20 protein-coding genes are annotated in these 22,307 nt (G+C 65.0%); 12 read left to right on the forward strand and 8 right to left on the reverse strand.

The features are described 5' to 3' along the window. The first annotated feature begins 376 nt into the window (after window positions 1–376). The 4 genes from metX to QTH91_RS08730 all read left to right on the forward strand — a co-directional run bounded on the left by metX (window position 377) and on the right by QTH91_RS08730 (window position 3,473). On the forward strand, window positions 377–1,519 hold the full coding sequence (gene metX / locus QTH91_RS08715; protein WP_286659685.1) for a homoserine O-succinyltransferase MetX: 1,143 nt from the start codon (window positions 377–379) through the stop codon (window positions 1,517–1,519). Then, the gene (metW, locus tag QTH91_RS08720; protein WP_286659686.1) at window positions 1,516–2,103 is read left to right on the forward strand and encodes a methionine biosynthesis protein MetW; all 588 of its coding nucleotides are present in this window, start codon (window positions 1,516–1,518) and stop codon (window positions 2,101–2,103) included. The genes metX and metW overlap by 4 nt, the downstream gene beginning before the upstream one ends. A gap of 44 nt (window positions 2,104–2,147) precedes the next feature. Continuing rightward, window positions 2,148–2,771: an IMPACT family protein gene (locus tag QTH91_RS08725; RefSeq protein ID WP_286659687.1), complete on the forward strand. Its 624-nt coding sequence runs from the start codon at window positions 2,148–2,150 to the stop codon at window positions 2,769–2,771. A 123-nt stretch (window positions 2,772–2,894) separates the two neighbouring features. Further along, window positions 2,895–3,473: a bactofilin family protein gene (locus QTH91_RS08730; protein WP_286659688.1), complete on the forward strand. Its 579-nt coding sequence runs from the start codon at window positions 2,895–2,897 to the stop codon at window positions 3,471–3,473. 43 nt (window positions 3,474–3,516) lie between these two features. Here the strand turns inward: QTH91_RS08730 and QTH91_RS08735 are convergent, their stop codons facing one another. Further along, window positions 3,517–4,281, reverse strand: a complete 765-nt coding sequence (locus QTH91_RS08735) for a DUF72 domain-containing protein (protein WP_286659689.1) — start codon at window positions 4,279–4,281, stop codon at window positions 3,517–3,519. A gap of 98 nt (window positions 4,282–4,379) precedes the next feature. Between QTH91_RS08735 and QTH91_RS08740 the strand changes: the two genes are divergently transcribed. Both QTH91_RS08740 and QTH91_RS08745 read left to right on the forward strand, forming a co-directional pair. After that, window positions 4,380–5,885, forward strand: a complete 1,506-nt coding sequence (locus QTH91_RS08740) for a M20 family metallopeptidase (RefSeq protein ID WP_286659690.1) — start codon at window positions 4,380–4,382, stop codon at window positions 5,883–5,885. Window position 5,886: 1 nt separating this feature from the next. Then, complete coding sequence (locus QTH91_RS08745) at window positions 5,887–6,759, forward strand: alpha/beta hydrolase (protein ID WP_286659691.1); 873 nt, start codon at window positions 5,887–5,889, stop codon at window positions 6,757–6,759. 27 nt (window positions 6,760–6,786) lie between these two features. On the opposite strand, the gene QTH91_RS08750 is transcribed toward QTH91_RS08745, so the two are convergent. The 4 genes from QTH91_RS08750 to QTH91_RS08765 form a co-directional block, all read right to left on the reverse strand. Then, window positions 6,787–7,959 (reverse strand): MFS transporter, encoded by a 1,173-nt coding sequence (locus QTH91_RS08750; RefSeq protein WP_286659692.1) that lies wholly within the window; start codon window positions 7,957–7,959, stop codon window positions 6,787–6,789. A 48-nt stretch (window positions 7,960–8,007) separates the two neighbouring features. Beyond that, the gene (locus QTH91_RS08755) at window positions 8,008–8,544 is read right to left on the reverse strand and encodes a YidB family protein (protein ID WP_286659693.1); all 537 of its coding nucleotides are present in this window, start codon (window positions 8,542–8,544) and stop codon (window positions 8,008–8,010) included. Between the two features lie 156 nt (window positions 8,545–8,700). Beyond that, window positions 8,701–9,441, reverse strand: a complete 741-nt coding sequence (locus tag QTH91_RS08760) for a 16S rRNA (uracil(1498)-N(3))-methyltransferase (protein ID WP_286659694.1) — start codon at window positions 9,439–9,441, stop codon at window positions 8,701–8,703. A 26-nt stretch (window positions 9,442–9,467) separates the two neighbouring features. Beyond that, the gene (locus QTH91_RS08765) at window positions 9,468–10,562 is read right to left on the reverse strand and encodes an aminoglycoside phosphotransferase family protein (protein ID WP_286659695.1); all 1,095 of its coding nucleotides are present in this window, start codon (window positions 10,560–10,562) and stop codon (window positions 9,468–9,470) included. Between the two features lie 170 nt (window positions 10,563–10,732). On the opposite strand from QTH91_RS08765, the gene QTH91_RS08770 reads away from it, so the two are divergent. From QTH91_RS08770 to rsmA, 3 genes are read left to right on the forward strand one after another with little or no spacing between them, the layout of a single operon-like run. Next, the gene (locus QTH91_RS08770) at window positions 10,733–13,165 is read left to right on the forward strand and encodes an LPS-assembly protein LptD (protein ID WP_286659696.1); all 2,433 of its coding nucleotides are present in this window, start codon (window positions 10,733–10,735) and stop codon (window positions 13,163–13,165) included. 19 nt (window positions 13,166–13,184) lie between these two features. Continuing rightward, window positions 13,185–14,594 (forward strand): peptidylprolyl isomerase, encoded by a 1,410-nt coding sequence (locus tag QTH91_RS08775; RefSeq protein ID WP_286659697.1) that lies wholly within the window; start codon window positions 13,185–13,187, stop codon window positions 14,592–14,594. A gap of 25 nt (window positions 14,595–14,619) precedes the next feature. Beyond that, window positions 14,620–15,417 carry a 16S rRNA (adenine(1518)-N(6)/adenine(1519)-N(6))-dimethyltransferase RsmA gene (rsmA, locus tag QTH91_RS08780; protein WP_286659698.1) on the forward strand — a complete coding sequence of 266 codons (798 nt, stop codon included), beginning with the start codon at window positions 14,620–14,622 and terminating at the stop codon, window positions 15,415–15,417. A 302-nt stretch (window positions 15,418–15,719) separates the two neighbouring features. Here rsmA and QTH91_RS08785 read toward each other — a convergent pair whose 3' ends face one another. The 3 genes from QTH91_RS08785 to QTH91_RS08795 form a co-directional block, all read right to left on the reverse strand. Beyond that, on the reverse strand, window positions 15,720–16,139 hold the full coding sequence (locus QTH91_RS08785; protein WP_324814122.1) for a barstar family protein: 420 nt from the start codon (window positions 16,137–16,139) through the stop codon (window positions 15,720–15,722). A gap of 60 nt (window positions 16,140–16,199) precedes the next feature. Further along, complete coding sequence (locus QTH91_RS08790; protein WP_390367940.1) at window positions 16,200–16,637, reverse strand: guanyl-specific ribonuclease; 438 nt, start codon at window positions 16,635–16,637, stop codon at window positions 16,200–16,202. A gap of 198 nt (window positions 16,638–16,835) precedes the next feature. Further along, window positions 16,836–19,199 (reverse strand): NADP-dependent malic enzyme, encoded by a 2,364-nt coding sequence (locus QTH91_RS08795; RefSeq protein ID WP_286659700.1) that lies wholly within the window; start codon window positions 19,197–19,199, stop codon window positions 16,836–16,838. 208 nt (window positions 19,200–19,407) lie between these two features. Between QTH91_RS08795 and QTH91_RS08800 the strand changes: the two genes are divergently transcribed. Genes QTH91_RS08800 through QTH91_RS08810 form a run of 3 tightly spaced genes read left to right on the forward strand, consistent with a single transcriptional unit; the run spans window position 19,408 to window position 22,236 of the window. After that, window positions 19,408–20,454 (forward strand): SPFH domain-containing protein, encoded by a 1,047-nt coding sequence (locus tag QTH91_RS08800; protein WP_286659701.1) that lies wholly within the window; start codon window positions 19,408–19,410, stop codon window positions 20,452–20,454. 45 nt (window positions 20,455–20,499) lie between these two features. Next, entirely contained in the window at window positions 20,500–21,990 is a 1,491-nt protein-coding gene (locus tag QTH91_RS08805; protein WP_286659702.1) for a DUF4178 domain-containing protein, read from the forward strand. Window positions 21,991–22,017: 27 nt separating this feature from the next. Further along, complete coding sequence (locus QTH91_RS08810) at window positions 22,018–22,236, forward strand: DUF350 domain-containing protein (RefSeq protein ID WP_286659703.1); 219 nt, start codon at window positions 22,018–22,020, stop codon at window positions 22,234–22,236. Window positions 22,237–22,307 lie beyond the last annotated feature (71 nt).

Below are 22,307 nucleotides of genomic sequence, written 5' to 3' on the forward strand. Positions count from 1 at the left end.
TTGCCAATCCAATTCCAGATGCGAAAGGCCTTGGAAAGGCTGCGAGCATTATGTGTGATCTGTTGAAAAAGCAAGTAGAAAATTGCCCGGCCCTTCGCTGTAGGATAAAAAAAAGTATAAGTTGGTGCTTGCTCACCACGCAAAGCAAGGCAGGAATAGGGAAACTGTTACAGCTCGAAGCCCTTTGGGACATCCACAACCTCTTCATCAAGTTTGATGATCCGCCGCGCTGGGGCCCAGCCGCCCGTGAGATTCGATGGTCTGGCTATACTCGACGCGCGCCGATTTGCTCCAGCTTGCGGGCGCTTGATAAATTCAGCTAAAGACGGACGCCCAACCCGGCTCGTTTTTGGCGAGGCCGGGTTTTTTGTTGCCGATGTCCCTCGAAGTCACGCCCCAGACCATGTCGTTCGACGAGCCGTTGCCCATGCGCAGCGGTTCGAGCCTGCCTGCCTACTCGCTCACCTATGAAACGTATGGCACGCTGAACGAACGGCGCGACAACGCCGTTCTGGTGTGCCATGCCCTCAATGCGTCACACCATGTGGCAGGCGTCTACGCCGGCCAGCCCAAGTCGGAAGGCTGGTGGGACAACATGATCGGCCCCGGCAAGCCGGTCGACACCGACCGCTTCTTCGTCATCGGCATCAACAACCTGGGTTCGTGCTTCGGCTCCACCGGCCCCATGCATGTCAATCCCGAGACCGGCCGCGTCTGGGGCGCGGATTTTCCGGTGGTCACGGTCGAGGATTGGGTCGATGCGCAGGCGCGCCTGCTCGACGCGCTCGGCATCGACAAGCTGGCCGCGGTGATGGGCGGCAGCCTGGGCGGCATGCAGGCCTTGTCCTGGACCTTGCAGTATCCCGACCGCGTACGGCACGCGGTGGTCGTGGCCAGCGCTCCCAACCTCACTGCCGAAAACATCGCCTTCAACGAGGTGGCGCGCCGCGCCATCGTCACCGACCCGGACTTTCACGGCGGCCATTTCTACGAACATGGGGTATTGCCCAAACGCGGGCTGCGCATCGCTCGCATGATCGGCCACATCACCTATCTGAGCGACGACGTGATGAACGAGAAGTTCGGCCGCGAACTGCGTCACGCCGCCGCCGAGGGCGATGCCTACCGGTACTCGACGCAGGACGTCGAATTCCAGATCGAAAGCTACCTGCGCCATCAGGGCGACAAGTTCAGCGAGTACTTCGACGCCAATACCTACCTGCTCATCACCCGTGCGCTGGACTACTTCGATCCGGCCCGAGCATTCGGCGGCAAGTTGTCGGCCGCACTGGCTGCGGCCCAGGCGGCTTTCCTGATCGTCAGCTTCTCCACCGACTGGCGCTTCTCGCCCAAGCGAAGCCGCGAGATCGTTCATGCACTGCTCGACAACCGACGGCGCGTGAGCTACGCGGAAATCGACGCGCCTCATGGTCACGACGCCTTCCTGCTCGACGATGTCCGCTACCTTGGCGTCGTCCGGGCGTATTTCGAGGGCATCGCCAAGGAGTTGATGCAATGAGCGACGAGACGACGCAGCGCCGTATAGCGCAGATGGTGCCGCATGGCTCGCGCGTGCTCGACCTCGGTTGCGGCGACGGCGCCCTGCTCGACCTGCTGCAACGCGAGCGCGGCTGCACAGGCTACGGTGTCGAAATCGCCGACGGCAATGTGCTCAAGTGCGTGCGCCGCGGCGTCGACGTGATCCAGCTGAACCTGGAAGAAGGTCTGGCGCTGTTTCAGGACGCTTCGTTCGATGTGGTGCTGCAGATCGATACCCTGCAACACCTGCGCAATGCCGAAGTGATGTTGCGCGAAACGGTTCGCGTCGGGCGGATGGGCATCATCGCGTTCCCGAACTTCGCGCACTGGCCGAACCGGGTCAACATCGTCCGCGGCCGCATGCCGGTGACACGTCGCCTGCCTTACCAGTGGTACGACACGCCCAACATCCGCGTGGGCACGTACAAGGACTTCGAAGCGCTGGCCCACAAGAACCGCCTGCGCGTCCTTGAATCTTTCGGCTTGCAAGACGACCGCGAAGTGCGCTGGCTGCCCAATGCGCGTGCGGGCACCGCTGTGTTTCGCATCGAGCGAAGCGCCTAGCGCCCGCGGCGCACCGCAGCTATCGCGCGCATGCGACGCATGACATGGCCTTCAGCCTGAGCGCGCCGGTTCACAGCGACCTGCTGATCAAGAAGAGCCGTTTCATCGGCTGTGTCCAGCCCGTGGACGACCGGGCTGCGGCGCTGAGCGTGGTGGCAGCACTGCGCGCCGAGCATCCGGCCGCGGCGCACGTTTGCTGGGCACTCATGGCCGGTGGGCAGTCGGCGGCGAATGATGATGGCGAACCCGGGGGCAAGGCAGGGCGACCGATGCTCGAAGTCTTGCGGCACCGCGAGCTCGATGGCGTCCTGGCAACCGTGGTCCGCTACTTCGGCGGGGTGAAGCTCGGCGCCGGGGGCCTTGTGCGGGCCTATACAGAAGCCGTTTCTACGGCCTTGACCGACGCCATGCTGATCGAACGCGTGCGTCGCACGTTCCTCGCTTGCGCCGTGCCTTACGCAGCTGAAGGTGCCGTCCGTCGCGAACTGGCCGCGTTCGGCGCCACGATGAGCGAAGTGCGACACGAAACGCTCGTGCATCTTCGCTTCGAAGTCGATCTCGGCCGGGAAAGCGCGTTGGTGGGGCGCCTGCAGGACATCACACAGGGGCGTGCGGTATGGGTTGACGACGAAAACGGCGCACCCCGATCCGCCTCGAAAGGAAATTGAACTTCAGTAAAAAGTTTGTCTCTGGCTTCACCTTCGCGCCATTTGGTTACTCCTCTTGCGTAATGAAGTCGGATGTTGCGCCTGTGCGCTCCTAGGATGCCTGTTTCTGCAGGAGTTAAAACAGTGGCATCTCAGTCCCCCTTCTTCGGCCGCCGTGATCGCGAGCCCGAGCCGCTCACTTCCCGTCCCGCTCCTCTGATGGGTTCAGGCACCAATCTTTCCGGCACGCCCGTCGGCAGCGGCAACACCGGCCCTACTGCATCCGTTCCGCCCATGGTCAGCAATGCTGCCGTCAGCGCGCCCAAGGAAGGCGGCGCCAAGCTCACCGTCGGTCCCAACATCAAGCTCAAGGGTGTCGAGATCACCGATTGCGACACGCTCGTGGTTGAAGGCCTGGTCGAGGCCACCATGGATTCGCGCGTCATGCAGATCGCCGAGACCGGCGCCTTCAAGGGTTCGGCGGGCATCGACATTGCCGAGATCCGCGGCGTTTTCGATGGCAACCTGACCGTGCGCGAGAAGTTGGTCATCCACGCCACCGGCAAGGTCAGCGGCAAGATCCGCTACGGCAAGGTGGTCATCGAGGAAGGCGGCCAGTTGTCCGGTGAGATCAGCGTTGGCGCGTCGCCTGCATCGTCCGCTGACACCAAGTCGGACGACAAGGCCCCCAGCGCCAAACCGGCGCTTCAGGCCGCGGCCTGAGGCGCTCGCGCATCGCACCTGCCGTCTGGGCGGGTAGTGCGCGTCATGCATCGGCCGCGGGCTTCCAGCCCAAACGGTCCAGCAAGGCACTCGCAGCAGCGGGTGCCTTTTCTTTTGCGCCGTTGATGAAGTAGACGAAGGTGTCGCGCTTGGCCGCCAGGCTCTTGGCGCGTTCCGCCCACTGCGCGATGTCCTTGGGCGGGTAGCCGGTCGCGACGGAAGCGTCGCTGCGCATCAGGCGCACGTACGCGACGGGCCCTTCCGGGTCATCGAACGATGGATATTTGTCGGAATCGGTGAAGACGGTGGAAACGCCGAATTTCTTGGCCAGCGCCTGATACTCGGGCGTGATGAAGCTGGGATGGCGCACGTCCATGACATGGCGCAGCACGTGGCTGCCCTCCTTGGCCGGCAACAACGTCAGAAACGCCTCGAAGTCCTCGGCATCGAACTGCTTCGTGGGCATGAACTGCCAAACGATCGGCCCGAGCTTGTCGCCCATCTCGGTCGGACCGCTGTCGACGAAGCGTCGGATCGAATCGCCGGCGGTGGCCAGCAGCTTGCGGTTGGTGGCGAAGCGGGAAGCCTTGAGCGAGAAGACGAATCCATCGGGCGCTTCTGCCGCCCACTTGCGGAAGTGCTCGGGCTTGAAGCTGCTGTAGTAGGTGCCGTTGATCTCGATGGCAGACAGGTGCCGGCTGGCATAAGCGAGTTCGCGCGCATGCGCCAGGCCCTTGGGGTAGAAACTGTCGCGCCATGGCTCGAAGGTCCAGCCACCCACGCCGACGTGAACGCCTGTCTTGCTCATCGGAAGATCTCCACGAAGCAGCGCACTCTACGCGCAGCCCGCTTCCGGCGCAAAATGCCATTTCCTCGAGTTCCACACGCCTGTTCGAAGGTCACCCCATGAACGCACCACTTCACCGCGAAATACCGGCCGGCCTGCTGGATGCCGACCGCGCCCTCACCGACGTCAGCCGCCAGTGGGACGAAGACATCCTGCAGCAGCTGACCAGCTACATCGAGATTCCTGCCAAGTCGCCCGGATTCGATAAGGACTGGGCGGCTCACGGCCATCTGGAGACGGTGATCCGCAACGCCGCGCAGTGGGTGGAGCAGCAGAAGGTCGAAGGGTTGAAGCTGGAGGTCGTGCGCCTCGAGGGCCGAACGCCGGTGCTCTTCTTCGAGGTGCCGGCGCAAGGCACCGACATGCGCGAAACCGTGCTCATGTACGGCCACCTCGACAAGCAGCCCGAGTTCAATGGCTGGCGCAACGACCTCGGCCCGTGGACGCCCAAGTACGAAAACGGCTTGCTCTATGGCCGCGGCGGCGCCGACGACGGTTATGCGGTCTACGCAAGCCTGGCGGCCGTCAAGGCACTGAAGGCACAGGGCCATGCGCACCCGCGCATCGTGGGCTTGATCGAGACCTGCGAGGAATCCGGTTCGCCCGACCTGCTGCCCTATGTCGATGCGCTGCGACCGCGACTGGGTGACGTGGGCCTGGTCATCTGCCTGGATTCGGGCGCCGGCAACTACGACCAGCTCTGGCTGACCACCTCGTTGCGCGGCTTGGCCGGCGGCACGCTCAAGGTCGAGGTGCTCACCGAAGGCGTGCACTCGGGCGATGCCTCGGGCCTGGTGCCTTCGAGCTTCCGCATCATGCGCCAGGTGCTCGACCGTCTGGAGGACAGCCGTTCAGGGCGCCTGCTTCCTGAAAGCTTCCATTGCCAGGTGCCGGAAGAGCGCGTGGCGCAGGCCCGAGTGACGGCGCAGATCCTCGGCGACGAGGTCTACAAGCGCTACCCTTGGGTGCACTTCGATTGCGATGGCTCGACCAGCTTTGCGTTGCCGGTGACCACCGACCCGATCGAGGCCCTCATCAACCGGACCTGGAAGCCGACGCTGAGCGTCACGGGCGCCGAAGGCTTTCCGGCACTGGCCGATGCCGGCAACGTGCTGCGTCCGTACACGGCCTTTCAGCTGTCGTTGCGCCTGCCGCCGCTGGTGGATGCGGCCCAGGCCGTTGCGCAACTCAAGACCCTGCTCGAGGACAACGCGCCCTACCAGGCCAAGGTGACCTTCCAGCCCAGCGGCGCAGCGACCGGCTGGAACGCGCCGCAGACGGCGCCGTGGTTCGGGCGCGCGCTCGACGCAGCCTCGCAGGCGCACTTCGGCGCGCCTTGTGGGTTCATCGGCCAGGGCGGCACGATCCCGCTGATGAACATGCTCAGCGCCGGCTTCCCCAAGGCACAGATGATGGTCTGCGGCGTGCTGGGTCCCAAGAGCAACGCGCACGGCCCCAACGAGTTCCTGCATGTGCCCTATGCCAAGAAACTGACTGCCGCCGTGGCCGAAGTCATTGCGGCCCTGCCGGCAGCACATGCCAGCGAGAAGGCCGCAGCCGCCTGACATGCGCCGCGCTGCGCTTGCCAGCCGCGACGGCGAGACGCTGGCATTGCGCCAATGGCCAGACACGCCGGGTGCGCCACGCGCGCTCGTGCACCTGTGTCACGGCCTGGGCGAACACGCCGGTCGCTACGAGCACGTGGCCCGCAAGCTCAACGGGTGGGGATTTGCGGCGCAGGCGCATGACCACTACGGACATGGCGAATCCAGCGGCCCAAGGGGTGGGCTGCCCCATCCGCTACGCCTGCTGGAAGACCTCGCGCTCGTGCTGGACGAGACCCGGCGCATGAATCCCGGGCTGCCGATCGTCCTTCTCGGTCACAGCATGGGCGGCCTGGTCGCAGCCGAATTCGTGGCGCGCCGCGTGCGGCCGGTGGACGCGCTCGTCCTGTCGTCTCCCGCCTTGCGCCCTGCGATGAGCACCTTGCAGAAGCGGCTGATCGCCGTGATGCTGCGCCTAGCTCCCGCCTTTCGCGTCGGCAACGGTCTGAATGCCGACGATCTGTCGCACGATCGCGCAGTCGTTCAGGCTTACCGGAGCGACCCGCTCAACCATGACCGGATCTGCGCACGGCTGGCGCACTTTCTGGCGACCCACGGCGAGCAAGTCATGGCCGCCGCGCCACAGTGGTCCGTGCCCACCCTGCTGCTCTACGCAGGCGCCGATCGTCTGGTGATGCCCCAGGGGAGCGAAGAGTTCGCCCGAGCCGCTGCGCCAAGCGCAAGCGTGGTGACGCGCGAGTTTGCCGGCTACTTCCACGAAATTTTCAACGAAGTCGAGGCGCAAGCCGTGTTCGATGAACTGCACGCCTGGCTGGAGGCGCAGCTTCCCGCAGCGGCCGCGGCGTCGGAGCTTGGCCGCTCGCGCGTGGCCTGAACCTTCGAGCGCGAGCGTGCGAGACGCTCAGGCGCCCTGCGGGCGCAGGCGACGCACGCGTACCAGCCACAGCAGAAGCCCGGCGATCATTGCCACGGGCAACAGCGAGCCCATGTTGAGCCACTGCCAACCTTGGGTGGTCACCAGGACGCCGGAGGCCAGCGACGTCAGGGCCAGCGTCGCGAACACGAAGAAGTTCAAGGCGCCCTGCGCACGGTCCTTTTCTTCGGGCGCGTAGGCCGATAGCGACAGCGTCGTGCTTCCTGTGAAAAGGAAGTTCCATCCCACGCCCAGCGCAAACAAGGCGATGACGAAGTGATGCAGATCCACGCCGCTGAGTGCCACCGCGATGCAAACGCCGTTGAGCAGCAATCCAGTGGCCATGACTGGAAGTGCACCGAAGCGTCGAATCAGGTGACCGGTGAAGAAACCCGGCGCGAACATTCCGATGACGTGCCATTCGAGCACCAGCGCCACGTCATCGAAGGGCAGGCTGCACACCTGCATGGCCAGCGGCGTGGCTGCCATCAATAGGTTCATCACGCCATAGCCCAGCGCGCCAGCGCCTGCCGCGACGATGAAGACCGGCTGTCGCACGATCTCCGACAGAGGTCGGCCGCTGCCCTGGCCGTGCTTGCCGCCGGGATGCGGAAAATCGATGAAACGCATGAGCAGCGCCGACAGCAGGGCAACGCCCGCCAGCGCGACGTAAACCCCAAGGTACGGCGTGGCAAACCATTGGCGGGTCTGCGCGGCCAGGTTGGGGCCGATCACCGCCCCGATCAGTCCGCCGGCCATCACCAGCGACACCGCCTTCTCTCGCCAATGCGTTGCCGACAATTCAGCCGCGGCAAAGCGGTAGAGCGTGCCGTTGGCGCTGTAGTAGCCCGCGACCAGCGTTGCCGCGCAGAGCAGCCAGAACGACTGCACCAGCACGGCGGCCGCGCAAGCCAGTGCCGACAGGAACGCCACCAGCAGGCCGAGCTGGAAGGAAACGCGCCGACCCAAGCGACGCTGGGTGCGCGCGACCAGGCCGGTGGAAAGCGCGCCGCCCACCACGTAGCTCATCACCGGCAAGGTGGCCAGCCAGGCTTGCGGCGCGAGCGATAGCCCCACCAGCCCGTTGATGGCAATGAAGCTGACGTTGTTCGTCAGGAACAGCCCCTGGCATAGCGTCAGGAGCCAGAGGTTGCGATTCACGCGGGCGCCACCCTTCCCGCGATGAACGTCGCCTGCAGACGCATCGCGTCAGCCGCGATTGAACAGGCTGCCCAGCGAGGCCAGCAGATCGTCCTGGTTGCCCAGGCCGCGATCGGGCACGCGGCCTTGCGGCGTGAACTGGTTGATCAACACCGGCAGCAGGCTCGCCAGCAGAGGAAGCAGAGTCTGTGCATTGATGCCCAGGCGAGAGGCCATGCTGTTGATGGTGTCGCTCCCCAGGGCTCCGTGCATCTGGTCGGGGGTGATCTGTTGATTCTCGCCATTGCCGACCCAGGAGCCGATCACGTCGCCCAGGCCGGCCTGCTCGAACTTGGAAACGAGCCCACCCAGTCCGCCTGCCTGCCCGTCGTTGGCGAGCAGGCCGCCCAGGACATCGGCCAGGCCACCTGATCCCATGCCCTCAGGCGCTGCGCCAGCGCCTCCGCGCGATCCGCCCAGCATGGCGTCAAGGCTGCCCAGTCCGGCAAGAGAGCCAAGGCCTTCGAGCCCGCCATTGCCCGATTGCTGCGGCTGCTGGCCGTTGGCGCTGAGCGCCTGGCTCAAGATCGAATCGAGTAGTCCCATGGTGTGCTCCTGGTTCCCTGGTGAATGGAGCGTCGCGGGCGCCTTTTTTGGGGCCACTGCTGACGCTGACGGCGCACGATTGTGCGCGCGTTTGGCTGCCCCGGTCATGCCCAAGCGTGACGAAGCGCGACACGCTCGCCCGACCGGCCAGGCGCCCTAGCCTGCAGTTGGATTTGTCAGCAGTACGAGGGCCGCCAATGCTGCGCTTTCCGCCCGAAGCACGCGCGGTCCCAGGCTGACGGGCGCAAACCCGGCTTCCAGCGCGCGGGCCTCTTCGTCGCGGGATAGGCCACCTTCCGGGCCACTGAGCATCCAGCCGGCCGTACTAGCCGGCAGCGCTGCAGCCAGATTGGCGAGCGGCCGACTTTCGGGCGCCAGGCTGAGCAGCATGCGAGCAGTCTCTTTGCCGCTTGACGACGCAGTCGGCAGCCAGGCGCCAAAGTCCTGCACGGGATGGATCAGCGGCACACGATTGCGCCCGCACTGCTCGCATGCGGAGGCCGCGATGGCCTCCCAGTGCGCGCGCTTCTTCTGCGCGCGTTCGCCAGACAGCCGCAGGACGCCGTGCGCGGTCTGCAGGGGCTGGATGCTGGCCACGCCAAGTTCGGTGGCTTTCTCGATCAGCCAGTCCATGCGCTCGTTGGCGGGCATGCCCAGCGCCAGGTGAACCGCGCGCGATGCTTCGCGCTCGACGGGGTCGTGGTCGGCGACCTCGACAACGACTTCGCTGCGCCCCATGCGTTGCACGGTGGCAGTGTGTTCACCGCCTTGGCCACTGAACAGGGTGATCACCGCACCCGGCTGGAGGCGCAGCACTTGCACATGACGCGCGGCGCCCGGCGGCAAGGACAGCGTATCGCCCGTGCGCAGTGGCTCGGGAACATGAAAGCGTGGCATGGCTGGAGGGCGCGTAGGCCTGGACGCTAGACGCGTCCGAAGGCGTAGCCGCTTTGCTGGTGGATGCCCTCGACTTCGTCCACCAGGCGCAGCAGCGGCGTCAACTCGCGGTAGCGGCTGGCCGTAGCCCGGATGTAGCCGATGAAGCGCGGCGTGTCGGCCAGGTAGCGCGGCTTGCCGTCGCGCAGTGTCAGGCGGGCAAAGATGCCGGCCACCTTCAGATGGCGCTGCAAGCCCATCCATTCGACGGCCCGGTAGAACATGCCGAAGTCATCGTCGACCGGCAGCCCGGCCTTGCGCGCCTTTTGCCAATAGCGGACCGTGACGTCGAGCACAAATTCTTCGTCCCAGCTGAGAAACGCATCGCGCGTGAGGCAGGCGATGTCGTAAGTGATGGGGCCATACACCGCGTCCTGGAAGTCGAGCACCCCCAACCGGCCGCCGGCGGGATCCACCATCAAGTTGCGCGGCATGAAGTCGCGATGCACGAAGACGCTTGGGGAGGCGAGGTTGGTACGCACCACGGCATCGAAGGTCGACGCGAGCGTCTGAGCCAGCTTGCCCTCCACCGCGACGCCACGGTGCCGAGCCAGATACCAGTCAGGGAACAGTGCCAGTTCCCGGCGCAGCAAGGCCTCGTCGTAGTTCGGGAGCACGTTCGGCTCGGACGCCAGTTGCCATGCGATCAGCGCGTCCGTGGCGTCTTCGAACGCTGGCAGTGCGGCCTGAGGTTGTGCCGGATCGAGCACGTCGAGCAGGGTCTGGCTGCCCAGGTCGTCGAGCAGCATGAATCCCTGCGGCGCGTCCCAGTTCAGCACCTGGGGCGCCTTCACGCCGGCCTTGGCCATCAGTGCGGCGACCTTGACGAAGGGGGCGCTGTCTTCCTTGTCCGTCGGCGCGTCCATGATGATGCGCGAACCCTGCGCCGCATCGATCCGGAAGTAGCGGCGAAAGCTCGCGTCCGCCGACGCCGGCCGGACCGAGGACGCGATCAGTTGGTGGGCCGGGGCGACGCGCGCCAGCCACTCTGAAAAGGCTCGTTCGCGGGCCGCGTCGTTCCAGGCAATGGCGCCGGGCGCCTGGGCATTTGCGCCGGCCTCTGGAGTCGGGGAATCTGTCATGGATAATCGATTCTACAAATGAGTCCGGTGGCGGCTGCGCCGGGCATTCACAAGGGACTCATGCCGGCCCCAAGTTTCAAAAGCTTTCCAGAAAGCTCTGCCCAAAGCCCCCAGAGCCATCGCCGCGATGTTGCCTGTCACACTTCCTGACTCTGTCACTCCGTCAACGAATGCCTGAATCGACCCGTGCCAACCGGCGCCGGTCAGGCCCGCCCATTCCGCTGGCCCTGCTGTCGGCAGCGTTGCTGCACGCACCCTGGGCCGCTGCGCAGTCGCCGCAGACCGATCCCACCGACCCGCTCACCGGCCCGCTGCAGTTGCGCTCGACGCCCCAGCTCGCCGAGGATGTCCCAAGAGGCCTGCGGGGGCTGCTGCCCAGCTTCATCACGGGCGACAAGATCAGCGGCCAGCCCGACCTGGGAACCGTGGTCGAAGGCAACGCGGTGGTGCGCAGGGGCGATACGGTCATCCATGCCGACCGGCTCGAGTACTACCAGCCGACCGACACCGCCCGCGCCACCGGCAACGTGCGTGTCAATCTGGCCGGCAACGTCTACGAGGGGCCGGCGCTGCAGCTCAAGCTCGAAACCTACCAGGGCTTCTTCGACAACGTCCGCTATCGCTTTCTGATCAACGGCGGCCACGGCGAAGCATCGCGGGTGGATTTCGTCGACCAGAACGTGGCGATCGCGCACAACGCCAGTTACACCACCTGCCGCCGGGAGGACTTCCCGGGGTGGACGCCCGACTGGGTGCTCAACGCGGCATCGATCCAGACCGACAAGGAGGAAGACATCGGCGTCGCCAAGGACGCGCGCATGACCTTCATGGGCGTGACCACGCCGCCCCTGCCGTCGATCAGCTTCCCCCTGTCAGGTGCACGCAAGAGCGGTTGGCTGCCACCCATCATCGGGTTGGACAACACCAACGGCTTCGAGCTGAACATGCCGTACTACTGGAATATCGCGCCCAATCGCGATGCCACCGTGACGCCCACCATCATGAGCAAGCGCGGCATCAACCTGGGCACCGAGTTCCGATACCTCGAAAGCACCTACAGCGGCGAGGCGCGGGTCGACTACATGCCCGAGGATCAACTGCGCAACATGGACCGCTGGGGTGTCTGGGCCAGGCATCAGCAGACGTTCGATGCCAAGTGGCTGGGGCTGGACAGCCTGGGCGCGAGCATCAACATCAATCGCGTGAGCGACAACGACTACTGGAGCGACTTCTCGCACACGCCGTCGCCCACGCAGCGCCTCCTGTCGTCCGACGCCACGCTGAACTGGGCGCGTGGCGACTGGTACGGCAAGGTCAGTGCCCTGTCCTACCAGACGCTGCAGGCGGCCGACTCGATCATCGTGCCGCCGTACGACCGCGTGCCGCAACTCACGGCCAACTACGACAAGTTTGCGCTGCCTGGCGGTTTCGACTTCAGCTTCAACGCGGACTACACGCGCTTTCGCGGTGATCCCGCCTTGCAGCGTCTGCTCTACCCCGGGCTGCCCGACCAGCCCGATGGCGAGCGCATGTTCGGCGTCCTGAGTCTGAGCCGGCCGTTCCTGACGCCCGGCACTTTCGTCATTCCGAAGGTGATGCTCAACGGCACCGCCTACCAGTTCGACGAGTCTTACTACGGCGCCACCAGCGCCACGCGCGTTCTGCCCACCTTCAGCCTCGACAGCGGCTTGATCTTCGAGCGCGACACCAGTTTCTTTGGCCGCCGGTTCACTCAGACGCTGGAGCCGCGGGCCTTCTACACCTACACGCCGTTCAAGGACCAGAGCAACCTGCCGGTGTACGACTCGGCGCAGAACGACTTCAACTTCGCCACCGTCTACACCGAGAACGTGTACTCAGGCTACGACCGGATCGCGGACAACAATATGGCCACCGTGGGCCTGACTTCGCGCCTGATCGATCCGGACACCGGCGCGGAGGCGGTTCGCCTAGGCGTCGCCCAGCGCATTCGCTTCAGGGATCAACAAGTGACGCTGCCGGGCCAGGCGCCCATCACCGACCGGCTCAGCGACATCCTGCTGGGTGCGCAGGTCAACTGGACGCCCAAGTGGTCGACGGACGGCACCGTCCAATACAACCCGGACACGCGCGAGTCCAGTCGGACCACGCTGGGCGCGCGCTACAGCCCGGGTCCCTATCGCTACCTCTCGGCTGCCTATCGCTACCAGCAGGATTCGACCGTCTATGCCAACGATGGCAACCGCTCGGTCGACGTCTCCTGGCAATGGCCGCTCAACGACCTGTGGGGTGACTCAGGCAAGGACCTCGGTCCAGGACGCGGCGAGGGCGGCAACCGCTGGTATGCCGTCGGCCGTCTCAATTACAGTCTCGACGACAACAAGCTGACCGACGGTATCGTCGGTTTGGAATACGATGCCTGCTGCTGGATCGGTCGGGTGGTGCTGGAGCGCCTGACCACCGGTCAGGCGACCGCCAATACGCGGCTGATGTTCCAGCTGGAATTTGTCGGCTTCGCGGCCGTCGGCACCAGCCCGCTGCGCAGCCTGCGGCAGAACATCCGGGGCTACACGCCACTGCGGCAGGACTATCCAAGCCCGAGCCGCTTCACCCAGTACGACTGAAATTGACCGAAGGCCAGCTATGAGCCATCTCCGAACCTCCCCAAGCCCCCTTCGCATCACGGCATTGGCCGCATTGGCCATCCTGGCAGGCAGCGCCAATGCGCAGGGCATTACCGATTTCATGCGCGCACGGCCGCCGCAGCTGCGGGCACCGTCGCCCACCCCTGCTCCGACGGCGGTGGCGCCCGGTACCCAGCGGGTTGCCCAGTACATCGTGGCGCTGGTCAACTCCGAGCCGATCACGAACTCCGAAGTGCAGAACCGGATCGAGCGCGTTGTTCGCCAGGGCGGCGCCGAGGTGCAGCGCATTCCGGCGGCTGAGCTCAACCGGCTGGCCTTGGAGCGCATCATTACCGAGAAGGCGCAATTGCAGACGGCCCGGGAAGCGGGTATCAAGATCGACGACCTTGCCGTCGATCAGGCGGTCGAGAACGTGGCCCGCCAAAACCAGATCTCGGTGGCGGAAATGCGGCGCCAGCTCGAGGCGTCGGGCGATTCCATGGAAGCCTTCCGCCAGGACGTTCGCTCGCAACTCCTCCTGCTTCGCCTGCGCGAGCGCGAGGTCGAGCCGAAGGTGCGGGTCACCGACCTGGAGGTCGACCAATACCTGCAGGAACAACGCGACAAGGCAGGCGGCGCGGCTGCCCCAGAAGAGATCAACTTGGCGCAGGTGCTTGTGGCGCTGCCGGAAAACGCGAGCGCGGATCGGGTGGCCAAGGCCGAGCAAAAGGCGCAGGACATCGCCCGGCGCGCCCGCGCAGGCGAAGACTTCGGGGCGCTGGCGCGTGAATTCTCCGATTCACCCGACAAGGCCAACGGCGGGGCGATGGGCCTGCGGGCCGCGGATCGCTACCCCGCGCTCTTTACCAACGCCGTGGCAGCCACCCAGGTTGGTGGGGTTGCCGGGCCGGTGCGCTCCAGCGCCGGCTTTCACGTCCTGAAGGTCGTCTCCAAGGCCAAGCTCGGGGACGGTGCGACCATCACCCAGACCAAGGTGCGGCACATCCTCCTGCGCGTGGACGACAAGCGCAGTACGGCGCAGGCCGTCGCGACCTTGGGCGACTTCAAGCGGCGCATCGAAGCCGGTACGGCGACCTTCGAAGGCCTGGCGCGTGACAACTCGCAAGACGGCAGCGCCAGGGACGGGGGCGAACTCGGCTGGTCGCGCCCGGGCTTGTTCGTTCCGGAATTCGAGGACGCGATGAATCGACTTGCGAAGGGCCAGGTCAGCGATCCGGTGGTCAGCCGTTTCGGCGTCCACCTGATCCAGGTCGAAGACCGGCGTGAGGCCAAGCTGTCGCAGGCCGAGCAACGCGATGCCGCCCGGGCCGCACTTCGCGAAAAGCGCCTGGAGGAAGCCTACGAGACCTGGAGCCAGGAGGTGCGGGCTCGCGCCTACGTGGAGTACCGCCAGCCACCGCAAAGCTGAACGCGCGCGGCTCCTGGTTCCCCGGATGAAGCACATTCCTCGCAAGCGTTTCGGCCAGCATTTCCTGTCCGACGGCGCGATCATCGATGCCATCGTGCGCGCCATCGCGCCGAAGCCGGGCGATCCGATGGTGGAAATCGGTCCCGGACTGGCAGCGCTCACCCAGCCGCTGGTCGAGCGCCTGGGCCGCTTGTCGGTGATCGAACTCGATCGCGACCTCGCACAGCGCCTTCGCGCACATGCCCAACTGTCGGTCATCGAGTCGGACGTGCTCAAGGTGGATTTCCGCGCCCTCGCGGCCGAACTTGCGGCGGGCAATGATCGCGGCGGTTTGCGGGTGGTTGGCAACCTGCCCTACAACATTTCCACGCCGATCCTTTTTCACCTTCTGGACAGCGCCGACGTCATTGCCGATCAGCATTTCATGCTGCAAAAAGAGGTGATCGACCGGATGCTGGCGCAGCCAGCCACCGCCGATTACGGGCGCCTGAGCGTCATGCTGCAGTGGCGCTACGAGATGGAAGACGTACTGTTCGTTCCACCCGAAAGTTTCGATCCCCCGCCACGGGTGGACAGCGCGGTCGTACGCATGGTGCCGCGCGCTTCACCGGCGGTGGTCGACTTCGCTCAGCTTGAGAAGATCGTCCAGGTTGCATTCAGCCAGCGCCGCAAACTGCTGCGTCACACGCTGGGCCGGTGGCTGGACGATGCGGGTTTCGGCGGGCAGTTCGACACACAGCGCCGGGCCGAAGAGGTGCCGGTTGCCGAATACGTCGCCCTTGCGCAGACCGTGAGGGCGGCTGCCGTGCCAGACGGTGGTTGAGCGACGGGCTGCATGGCTGGCGGCCCTCGCCACACACTCGCCAAAGAAAAAAAGCCCGTCTTGCAGGACGGGCTTTCTTTCGGGGGGAAGCGTAGGAAGGTTGCCTTAAGCAGCAGCCATCCAGTAACCCGCGTTGAACGGGCTGCTCATGCGCAGTGCCAGAGGCGACACGTCGAGCAGTTTGTCCGTGGGCATCTTTTCAGCCGACAGTTCGTCGACTGCGATCGCTTCCGTCGGTTCGGGAACAGCGGTTCCCTGGGCCTCGTTCGCCCGTTCTGCTTGGCCGGCTGGTGCAGAACGGGCTACAGAAAAGAATAGAAGCAGCGGAATGGAATCTTGCGATCACCCCAGTAGTCGGAGGCGTCGCGGAAGATGTCGAGCAGTTGCTCGCGCGCTTCCTTGTCGAACTTGGCGTTGGCGGGAATGTGCTCCAGAACGACCACGAAGCCGGGCTGCGGACCCGATTTGTGAAGCGGGTCGGTCATGCAGTCATACAGCGCATCGAAATTCTTGCCGAAGTGCGCCGGGAACATGAACTGCTGGGCGATCAGGTCAAGCACGTCCTGCTTGCTCTGTGCGCTGCTCAGGTTGGCATAGAGGAAGTGCTGGCCACTGGCGTGTGCCACTTCCTGCAGATCGCTCACGCGAAATGCGCGGATCGACTGCACGATGTTGGGTCGCACGCCCCGAAGGGATACGTTCGTCTCCACTGGTCTTTCCATAGTCGTCAACATAAACGTCAGGCGCGTCTGGCGCGCCGCTGGTCTCCATAACCTGTCATCTCAATGCTCGGGGTGCGGCACGATGCGACGAAAGCTCGCATAGTGATCCGCCGTGTACCAGCATGCTTGCGGTGCTTTTCGCTTGCCACCGCACACGATGCGACGCGCCCCGCGATCACGCGAGCCAGGTGTGTCGACCGTATATTCACGATAGTGGCCACGCGGCTCGCGCGGCAGCAGGCGTTCTCGATTGCCGAACACGCTGCCGTCCTTGTCGTACCGGAACGGACCGCCATCGAAAATGGCTTCATAGGTTCGACGCCCCTCGGGTGGCAATTCGGACAGCGCGATGGTGGTCGCGCGATCGGCCTGGACGCCAGTACTGCCGCTCCATTCGCGCGCCAGCGCCTGCGAGCCTCCTGCCACCAATGTCGCGAATGCCAATCCGGTGATGGCGATCTTCGCAACAGACGACTTGAGGCAGACAAGTGCCACGATGGACAACGCTATTTAGGAAGCGGGGGCAGCTGGTCGAAGAAGCCTTTTCTCCGCCATTCCCTTAAGGGTTAACCCGCAAATTCAAGCCCGCCAGTGTGCACGAATTGCGTGCAAATAGCAAGGGCCTGCTCAATTGTTGAGCAGGCCCCCAGGTCGCAGATGGCTCGTTAAGTTGGCGCTCGCTAGCGTCAACAGTGTTTAACGATCGACGTTCGCGTCCGCCACCGTCAGCGCCGTCATGTTGACGATGCGCCGGACCGTCGCACTGGCCGTCAGGATGTGCACCGGCTTGGCCGCACCAAGCAGGACCGGGCCAATGGCGATGTTGCCGCCCGCCGCCGTCTTGAGGAGGTTGTAGGAGATGTTGGCGGCGTCGATGTTGGGGAACACCAGCAGGTTGGCGTCGCCGGCGAGCGCGCTGTGCGGCATGACCTCGTCGCGCTGCTTGCCGTCGAGGGCGACGTCGCCGTGCATTTCGCCGTCGACTTCCAGCCATGGAGCCTGCTCGTGCAGCAACTCGAGCACCTTGCGCATCTTGGCGGCGCTAGGGTGGTCGCTGGTCCCGAAATTGGAGTGCGACAGCAAGGCCGCCTTGGGCTTGATGCCGAATCGCATCATTTCCTCGGCCGCCATGGTGGTGATCTCGGCCAACTCGACCGGGGTCGGATCGTAGTTGACATGGGTGTCTACCAGGAAGACCTGGCGGCCGGGCAGGACCAGGCCGTTCATGCAGGCGTAGATCGGCACGTCCTGCGGTGTGCTGGCGCAACCGCCGGGGCGCTTGCCGATCACCTGGTCGATGTAGCGCAGGTGGAGCGCCGTGGTGCCCCACGTGCCGCAGATCATGCCGTCGACGTCGCCCTTGTGGAGCAGCATCGCGCCGATCAGCGTGAGACGTCGGCGCATCTCGATCTTGGCCACCTGCACCGTGATGCCCTTGCGCTCGGTCATCCGGTGGTAGGTCTGCCAGAAGTCGCGATAGCGGTGGTCGAAGTCGGTGTTGACCACGTCATAGTCGACGTCCTGCTTCAGGCGCAGGCCGAACTTCTCGATGCGCTGGGCAATGATCGACGGCCGGCCGATCAAGGTCGGCCGGGCGACGCCTTCGTCGACCACGATCTGCGCGGCGCGCAGCACGCGCTCCTCTTCGCCTTCGCAATAGGCCACGCGCTTGCGGGGCGCGCGTCGGGCGGCGTCGAAGATCGGCTTCATGGTGGTGCCCGACGCGTAGACGAAGCTTTGCAGCTTGTCGCGGTAGGCGTCCATGTCCTGGATCGGGCGCAAGGCCACGCCGCTGTCGGCCGCGGCCTTGGCGACGGCCGGGGCGATCTTGATCATCAGGCGCGGATCGAAGGGCTTCGGGATCAGGTATTCCGGCCCGAAGCTGAGCGACTCGCCCACATAGGCGGCGGCAACGCGCTCACTCTGCTCGGCCTGTGCCAGTTCGGCAATCGCATGCACCGCGGCGATTTCCATCTCATCGGTGATGGTGGTCGCGCCCGAGTCGAGCGCGCCGCGGAAGATGTAGGGAAAGCACAGGACGTTGTTGACCTGATTCGGATAGTCGGTGCGGCCGGTGGCCATGACCACGTCGTCTCGTACCGCGCGGGCATCTTCCGGTGTGATCTCGGGGTTCGGATTGGCCAGGGCGAAGATAACCGGACGCGCGGCCATGCGCTGCACCATTTCTGGCTTGAGCACACCGCCGGCCGAGAGGCCCAGGAACACGTCTGCGCCCTCGATGACTTCGGCAAGCTTGCGCGCGGAGGTCTTCTGCGCGTACTGGGCCTTGTCCTCATCCATCAATTCGGTGCGGCCTTCGTAGACCACGCCTGCCAGATCGGTGACGAACACGTTCTCGCGCTTGAGGCCGACCTTGAGCAGCAGGTTCAGACACGCCAGCGCGGCGGCGCCGGCACCGGAGGTGACCAGCTTCACCTCGGAGATGTTCTTGCCCACCACCTTCAGGCCATTGACCATGGCGGCCGCCACGGTGATCGCGGTGCCGTGCTGGTCGTCGTGGAAGACGGGGATGTTCAGCCGCTTGCGCAATTCACGCTCGACATAGAAGCAGTCGGGCGCCTTGATGTCTTCGAGGTTGATGGCCCCGAACGTCGGTGCCAGCGCGGCGATCACGTCCACCAGCTTGGCGGGGTCCTTCTCGTCGATCTCGATGTCGAACACGTCGACGCCAGCGAACTTCTTGAACAGGACGCCCTTGCCTTCCATCACAGGCTTGGCAGCCAACGGGCCGATATCGCCCAGGCCCAGCACTGCCGTGCCGTTGGTGATGACGGCCACCAGGTTGCCGCGCGCCGTGTACTTGAAAGCGTTGACCGGGTCCTTGACGATCTCTTCGCAAGGCGCGGCGACGCCTGGCGAATAGGCCAGCGCAAGGTCACGCTGGTTGATCACCTGCTTGGTCGGGACGATGGCAATCTTGCCGGGCACGGGAAACTCGTGATATTCGAGTGCCGCGCGGCGCAGTTGGGCGCGCTTGTCTTCAGCGCTTGCGGAGGGCGAGGCAGAGCCGGCCGGCGTGCCGTTGGTCGAACTGGACATGGATAAGTTGACTCCTGCAGCCGTCGCTTCCCAGAACGCCAAGGCAGATGGCGCACTTGCCACGGCTATCGTTGTATCGCGTGCTGGCTAAGGGGCGCTGATTGTAGACCCGTGCCGGATCGGGCGCCTCAAGGGCGCAGGCTATGGCAATATCGCCGGCGCGGACGCGATGCGGCAGACGGACAACGGCATTCACAGGAGAAGAGCCATGGCGCTGATGGATTTCATCAAGAAGCAGTTCATCGACATCATCCAGTGGACCGAGTCGGGTGATGGCACGCTCGCCTGGCGCTTCCCGATGCAGGAGATGGAGATCCAGAACGGCGCTTCGCTCACCGTTCGCGAATCGCAGATCGCGCTGTTCGTGAACGAGGGCCAGGTGGCCGACGTGTTCGGCCCGGGCATGTACAAGCTGACCACGCAGACGCTGCCGGTTCTCACTTACCTGAAGAACTGGGACAAGCTTTTCGAGTCCCCCTTCAAGAGCGACGTCTACTTCTTCAGCACCCGCCAGCAGGTCGATCGCAAATGGGGAACGCCGCAGCCGATCACCATCCGCGACAAGGAATTCGGTGCCGTTCGACTGCGCGCATTCGGCAACTACGCCTATCGCGTGGCCGACGTGAAGCGCTTCCACACCGAGATCTCCGGCACCCGCGAGGAGTACGGCGTCGAAGACCTCGATGGCCAATCGCGCGGCCTGGTGCTGCAGAACATCAGCAACGCCATCGCGGCCAGCGGCGTTCCGTTCCTCGACCTGGCGGCCAATCAGATCCAGTTCGCCCAGGCCATGACCGCGCAGCTCGCGCCGGAATTCGACAAGCTCGGCCTCAAGCTGGAAAGCATGACGGTGCAGAACCTTTCCCTGCCCGAAGAGTTGCAGAAGGTGCTGGACCAGAAGATCGGCATGGGCATGGTCGGCAACGACATGGGTCGCTTCATGCAATACCAGACGGCGCAGGCCATTCCGAAGATGGCCGAAGGCGCCCAGGGCGGCAGCGGCATCGCCGGCGACGCGATGGGCCTGGGTGCCGGCGTGGCTCTGGGCCAGGTGCTCGCGCAGAACCTGGCGCAAGGTCTGCAGGGCAACCAGGGTGCCGCAGGGTCTGCGCCCGCCGCCGCCACGCAGGCAACCGTCAGCCCCGCCGATGTGATGGCCACGCTCGAAAAGCTGGGCGAGCTCAAGTCGAAAGGCATCCTGACGCAGGAAGAATTCGACACCAAGAAGGCCGAGCTGCTCAAGAAGCTGGTGTGATCAAGGCCGTCATCGAGCACTGCGGCCTCGTGGCGTGCGCAGCGCATGGCTGAGGGCGCCGCCGGGCCGCAGCGCGCCTACACGGCCCCCTGCCCGGGCTGCGGCGCGCCCGTCGAATTTCGCAGCGCCCAATCCACGCATGCGGTCTGCCCTTACTGCCAGAGTACGGTAGTCCGGCAGGGCGACACGTTGGCACGCATCGGCAAGATGGCCGAGCTGTTCGACGACTTCAGCCCGTTGCAGCTGTTCGCCAGCGGTCGCTACGAAGGGCAGGGCTTCACGCTGATCGGCCGGTTGCAGTATCGCTACGAAGGCGGCACCTGGACGGAGTGGATCGCTGCATTGGATGACGGGCGTAGCGGCACGCTGTCGGAGGACAACGGGACCTTCGTCTTTTCGCTGCCCTTCGAGTTGACGCGCGAAGCGCCTTCGGCCGAGCAACTGCGGCTGGGCCTGGCGACGGCGTTCGAGGGGCGCAGCTTCACCGTCACGTCCGTGCAGGAGGTGATGCTGGTCTCGGCCCAGGGCGAGTTGCCGCGGCTGCCGGCACTGGGCCAGCCGTTCACGGTGGTGGAACTGCGCGGTGACGGCCAAGACGTGTTGAGCCTGGAGTACGACACCCGACCGCCGGGCGCTTGGCTGGGCCGCGCCGTGCGTCTCGACCAGCTGCAGCTCAGCGGGTTGCGCGACGGGTCGGTCCGCGAAGACAAGGCGCGCAGCTTCAGCTGCCCCCATTGCGGCGCGGCGGTCACGCCCCTCTTGGCCGACAGCAAATCCATCACCTGCGCCAGCTGCGGCAGTCTGATCGATCTTTCTCGCGGCATCGGCGGCGAACTTCGCCACGCGTTGCAGGACGAACCGGTGCAGCCGTTGATCCCGCTGGGGGCGACTGGCAGCCTGCAAGGCGGCACTTGGCAAGTGCTGGGCTTCCAGCACCGCATGGGACAGGCACCGGGCGACGACGAGCAGTTCGGCTGGAGCGAGTACCTGCTCTACAACCGCATGGGCGGTTTCAGTTTTCTGGTCGATGCCGAAGATGGCTGGAGCATGGTCGCACCCACCACCGGCGCGCCCCGCCTGGCTTCCGACGGCAAAGCCGCCACCTACCTGGGCAATCGCTATGCCCTGCAATATGCCTACGAGGCCACGACCACCTACGTGGCGGGCGAGTTCTACTGGAAGGTCGAGCGAGGCCAGACCAGCTTCAACCGCGACTTCGCCAACGGCCCCGCGCTGCTGTCGATGGAGAAGAGCGGCAAGGAAATCACCTGGTCGAGCGGCAAGCGCATCGACAGCGCTCAGGTGGCCTCCGCATTCGGCCTGGATGCGCGCAAGGCGCTATTCAAGCGCGCGGACGCTGCGCCGTTGAGTTCGGCACCACGCATCGGCTGCGGCACGATCATCCTCATCCTTTTCCTGCTTTTGATCGTGCTCATCATCCTCAGTACGTGCAGCGGCGGGACTTCGTCCGGCTACTCTGGCCGCAGTGCCGGCGGATCCTACGGCGGGTATTCCAGCGGCGGCAGCCACAAATGATTTCATCCATCACAGGAGGTCTGCATCATGGGAATTGAATGGCTCAAGCCGGCGGTCGTGCTCGGCTCCCTCGTCTACGCGCTGATCGGCGTGATCGTGTTCTGGCTCAGCTTTCTCGTCATCGACAAGCTCACGCCCTACGACCTTTGGGGCGAGATCGTGGAGCGCCGCAACATGGCGTTGGCCATCGTGGTGGCGGCGATGTGCCTGGGCATTTCCATCATCGTTGCAGCGGCCATTCATTGACCATGCGCTCCTCTCGTGCGCCGCGCTCCTGCGCCGCGCACTTCGCTTCGTTCCCACTTGGCTGATTCTTC

Origin of the sequence: Variovorax dokdonensis, assembly GCF_030316895.1 — a bacterium.
In the GTDB taxonomy this organism is placed as follows: domain Bacteria; phylum Pseudomonadota; class Gammaproteobacteria; order Burkholderiales; family Burkholderiaceae_C; genus Variovorax; species Variovorax dokdonensis.

Excerpts from the sequence above, each read along its gene's own strand:
- rsmA (WP_286659698.1), top strand. The coding sequence starts at position 14,620 with ATGAAGCACATTCCTCGCAAGCGTTTCGGCCAGCATTTCCTGTCCGAC.
- QTH91_RS08745 (WP_286659691.1), top strand. The coding sequence starts at position 5,887 with ATGCGCCGCGCTGCGCTTGCCAGCCGCGACGGCGAGACGCTGGCATTG.
- metW (WP_286659686.1), top strand. The coding sequence starts at position 1,516 with ATGAGCGACGAGACGACGCAGCGCCGTATAGCGCAGATGGTGCCGCAT.
- QTH91_RS08810 (WP_286659703.1), top strand. The coding sequence starts at position 22,018 with ATGGGAATTGAATGGCTCAAGCCGGCGGTCGTGCTCGGCTCCCTCGTC.
- QTH91_RS08800 (WP_286659701.1), top strand. The coding sequence starts at position 19,408 with ATGGCGCTGATGGATTTCATCAAGAAGCAGTTCATCGACATCATCCAG.
- QTH91_RS08765 (WP_286659695.1), bottom strand. The coding sequence starts at position 10,562 with ATGACAGATTCCCCGACTCCAGAGGCCGGCGCAAATGCCCAGGCGCCC.
- QTH91_RS08805 (WP_286659702.1), top strand. The coding sequence starts at position 20,500 with ATGGCTGAGGGCGCCGCCGGGCCGCAGCGCGCCTACACGGCCCCCTGC.
- QTH91_RS08770 (WP_286659696.1), top strand. The coding sequence starts at position 10,733 with ATGCCTGAATCGACCCGTGCCAACCGGCGCCGGTCAGGCCCGCCCATT.
- QTH91_RS08795 (WP_286659700.1), bottom strand. The coding sequence starts at position 19,199 with ATGTCCAGTTCGACCAACGGCACGCCGGCCGGCTCTGCCTCGCCCTCC.
- QTH91_RS08760 (WP_286659694.1), bottom strand. The coding sequence starts at position 9,441 with ATGCCACGCTTTCATGTTCCCGAGCCACTGCGCACGGGCGATACGCTG.
- metX (WP_286659685.1), top strand. The coding sequence starts at position 377 with ATGTCCCTCGAAGTCACGCCCCAGACCATGTCGTTCGACGAGCCGTTG.
- QTH91_RS08755 (WP_286659693.1), bottom strand. The coding sequence starts at position 8,544 with ATGGGACTACTCGATTCGATCTTGAGCCAGGCGCTCAGCGCCAACGGC.
- QTH91_RS08725 (WP_286659687.1), top strand. The coding sequence starts at position 2,148 with ATGGCCTTCAGCCTGAGCGCGCCGGTTCACAGCGACCTGCTGATCAAG.
- QTH91_RS08775 (WP_286659697.1), top strand. The coding sequence starts at position 13,185 with ATGAGCCATCTCCGAACCTCCCCAAGCCCCCTTCGCATCACGGCATTG.
- QTH91_RS08785 (WP_324814122.1), bottom strand. The coding sequence starts at position 16,139 with ATGGAAAGACCAGTGGAGACGAACGTATCCCTTCGGGGCGTGCGACCC.
- QTH91_RS08740 (WP_286659690.1), top strand. The coding sequence starts at position 4,380 with ATGAACGCACCACTTCACCGCGAAATACCGGCCGGCCTGCTGGATGCC.
- QTH91_RS08735 (WP_286659689.1), bottom strand. The coding sequence starts at position 4,281 with ATGAGCAAGACAGGCGTTCACGTCGGCGTGGGTGGCTGGACCTTCGAG.